The following is a 3,401-nucleotide window of genomic DNA, read 5'->3' on the forward strand; positions in this document are numbered from 1 at the left end:
GCGGGACTGACGGGCGGCGTGGATGCGGTCGGGGCGGTGTCGGCCACAGGGGCGGGCGGCTCCGGCGCCCGCTCGTTGCAGGCGGTGACCAGCGTCAGCACCGCCAGGGCGCCGAGGCGAAAGGCGGAGGATGAAGGACGCACAGGCATGGGACAGCTCCAGGCGTAGGGCCGCGCACGCGGCCGTGATCCTGAGAGAACCGTCGTGAACGCTCCGTGTTCCGAACGTCGCTTGTGCGGGGGTCAGGCGTCCATCGGCGCGGCGGCCAGGGCTTCTTCCATCTCGGTGAAGGACGGCTGGGCGGTCGAGGGGATGTCGCCGCGGCCGATCTCGACCGAGATCTGGGCCGCATTGCCGTGCAGGTGGGCCACCAGCACGGACTGGATGATCTTGTAGTAGGCGCCTTCCTCCTCGACGATGGCGTTCAGGCGCGAGGCGAACGGTCCGACCAGGCCATAGGCCAGGAAGACGCCCAGGAAGGTGCCGACCAGGGCGCCGCCGATCATGCCGCCCAGCACTTCCGGCGGCTCGGTGATCGAACCCATGGTCTTGATGATGCCCAGCACGGCGGCGACGATACCCAGGGCGGGCAGGCCGTCGGCCAGGGTCTGCAGCGCGTGCGCCGGGGCCAGGGCCTCGTGGTGGTGCTTCTCCAGCTGCTTTTCCATGGCGTCCTCGATCTGGTGCGGATCTTCGAGGTTCATGGTCATCATCCGCAAGGTGTCGCAGATGAAGTCGGTGGCGAAGTGGTCCTTCAGCACCTTGGGGTATTTCTGGAAGATGGTGCTCTCGGCCGGCTTCTCGATGTGGCTTTCCAGGGCGATCACGCCCTTGGACTTCATCGTCTTGGTCAGCTGGAACAGCAGGCTGAGCAGATCCTTGTAGTCCTGCTTCTTCCACTTCGGCCCGGCGAAGCACTTGCCCAGACCGCCCAGGGTGGCCTTGATCACCGGCAGGCTGTTGGAGATCAGGAAGGCCGCGATGCCCGCCCCGAAAATGGCCATGAGCTCATAAGGCAGCGAATAGAGGATCGTCGCCATCTTGCCGCCGTGCAGCAGGAAGCTGCCGAACACCATGGCGAACAGCATGACGATGCCGATGATCTGGAACATGAGGCGAGCAGGCGTCCTGGAGCCGAAGGGTCAGGACGCCGTTATCCACGTTAATGCTTAAGGCCGCGTTTCGCGAATCCCGGTTCGGGACGAAAAGCGCTCAAGTCTCTTCCTCCCCTTCATGGGGAGGGAGACAACTACAACCGCGTCGCGCCGCTCAGGATGGCTTCGCGGGCCTTGGCGGTCAGCTTCTGATAGCCGGCCTTTCCGCCGCGCACCCAGACGGGGCCGTCGACCTTGTCGGGATCGAAGCCGTCGGCGACCAGGTCGACCTTGCGGTATTTGAAGGTGCCGGTGGTGTCGGCCGACTTCAGCATCCGCACGAACACCGGCCGCGCATAGGTCGGCAGTTGCTCGTCGGCCCAGGCGGCGAAGCTGGCCGCGTCGAACTTCTCGTCCAGCACCAGGCCGACCATGCCCGCCTTGCCTTCCTGGCCGGGCACTTCGACGCCGTAGGCGATGACTTCCTGTACGCCGGGCGCTTCCGACAGGCGCTGTTCGACCTCGGCGGTCGAGACGTTCTCGCCCTTCCAGCGGAAGGTGTCGCCCAGACGGTCCATGAAATAGAGGTAGCCCTGACGATCCTGACGCATCAGGTCGCCGGTGCGGAACCAGCGGTCGCCCTTCTTGAGCACGTCGGTCAGGATCTTCTTCTCCGACGCCTTCTTGTCGGCGTAGCCCGAGAAGTCGTGGCGGATGTCGCTGCCGATCTGGCCGATGGCCTCGCCCGTCTCGCCGCTCATCACCAGGCGGCACAGGCCGTCGGCGCCGCGCACCGGCTCGCCCGTTTCCGGGTCCAGGGCGATCAGGCGGATGTTGATCTGCGACTTCAGGAAGCCCGGCACGCGGCCGATGGCGCCCGCCTTGCCGTCGAAGTTGAACAGGGAGACGTTGCCCTCGGTCGAGCCGTAGAACTCAAGGATGTCCTTGATGCCGAAGCGGCTCTGGAACTCGGGCCAGACGTCGGGGCGCAGGCCGTTGCCGAAGGCCAGCCGCAGCTTGTGGCCCTTCTCGTCCGGGTGTTCCGGGCTGTTGGCCAGATAGCGGCACAGCTCGCCGATATAGACGAACATGGTCGCGCCCGTCGCCTTCACGTCCGGCCAGAAATGGGTGGCCGAGAAGCGCCGCCGCGTCACCATCCGCCCGCCGTTCAGCAGCACCGAGCCGACGCCGACCAGGCCCCCGGTCGAGTGATACAGCGGCAGGACGTTGAACAGGGCGTCCTTCGGCGTCGAGGCCGTGGCCCCGGCGAAGGCGCGCATATAGGTCCGCACCCGCGAATGCGGCATCCGCGCCGCCTTGGGCAGGCCGGTGGTGCCCGAGGTGAAGATGTACAGGGCCGTGTCGCGATTGGTCATGCCCTGACGCAGCGAACGGTCGGGCCGCACGGACGATGCGCTGCGCACGGCGTTGTCCAGGTCGCGGCGCGCGTTGGTCTCGTTTTCCTCGCCCAGGCCGTGGACCCAGATCATCAGGTTGCGATCGACCAGGCCGCGCGCGTCCTCGACCGCCTGCCAGCAGTCCTCGTCCGTCACCACGTTGAAGGCGGTCGAAATGGTCAGGCAGTGGGCCAGGGCCGCGCCGGTCAGATTGTTGTTGATCAGGGCGGTGGCCACCCCGACCTTGGAGAAGCCGAACCAGGCGGCCACGTATTCCACGCGGTTGTGCATCACCAGGGCGATGACGTCGCTGCGCTTCAGATTGCGGCTCTTGGCCCAGTTGGCGTAGCGGTTCGCCAGGGCTTCGAACTCGCGATAGGTCAGCTTGCGGGTCTCGTCCTCGACCGCGATGTTGGGGCCGAACTTGTCGACCGCCTCCTCGATGTCGTCACAGGCTAGGACGTCGCTGTCGAGCGTGATGGGCTTGATGCGCTTCAGAAGCCTGAACAGCCCGCCAGCGAACTTGATGTCGCGCCGGATGTTTGCCGCCAGTCCCATGGGTGCGCCGCCTCTTCCCGATTGCCTTTGTCATGGTTGATGAACGGCGCGGGGCGGCGGGTCAACCGGCGGCGGGGACGCAGACGGGACCATTCGACAAAAAGGCAAGCTTTCGCGCCCTTTTCAATGACGTAAGGTCAAGTCGAAGGCCGACGCAGGGTCAACCTGATCCGGCAATGGTCGATGGTTTCACGCTGGATCGTCTGCAGATGAAACCAGGCCCGCGCCCTCATGACTGATGAAGCGGCCGTCGCATCTCATCGCGCGGCGGGCGTCACGCGCCAGACCGCGTCGCCGACGTCATCGGCGACCAGCAGGGCGCCGCGCCCGTCGACCGCCACCCCGACCGGCC

The 3,401-nt window shown here is 66.2% G+C and carries 3 protein-coding genes; all 3 read right to left on the reverse strand.

The window, feature by feature from the left end:
- Positions 1–242: 242 nt before the first annotated feature.
- Positions 243–1,112 carry a flagellar motor stator protein MotA gene (gene motA, locus RT567_RS15110; RefSeq protein ID WP_003170169.1) on the reverse strand — a complete coding sequence of 290 codons (870 nt, stop codon included), beginning with the start codon at positions 1,110–1,112 and terminating at the stop codon, positions 243–245.
- Positions 1,113–1,249: 137 nt separating this feature from the next.
- The gene (locus RT567_RS15115; protein ID WP_313577066.1) at positions 1,250–3,049 is read right to left on the reverse strand and encodes a long-chain-acyl-CoA synthetase; all 1,800 of its coding nucleotides are present in this window, start codon (positions 3,047–3,049) and stop codon (positions 1,250–1,252) included.
- A gap of 257 nt (positions 3,050–3,306) precedes the next feature.
- A partial coding sequence (locus tag RT567_RS15120) for a hypothetical protein (RefSeq protein WP_313577067.1) occupies positions 3,307–3,401 on the reverse strand: 95 nt, incomplete at its 5' end.

The sequence above is a fragment of the Brevundimonas sp. genome, from assembly GCF_032107865.1.
Classification (GTDB): Bacteria; Pseudomonadota; Alphaproteobacteria; order Caulobacterales; family Caulobacteraceae; genus Brevundimonas.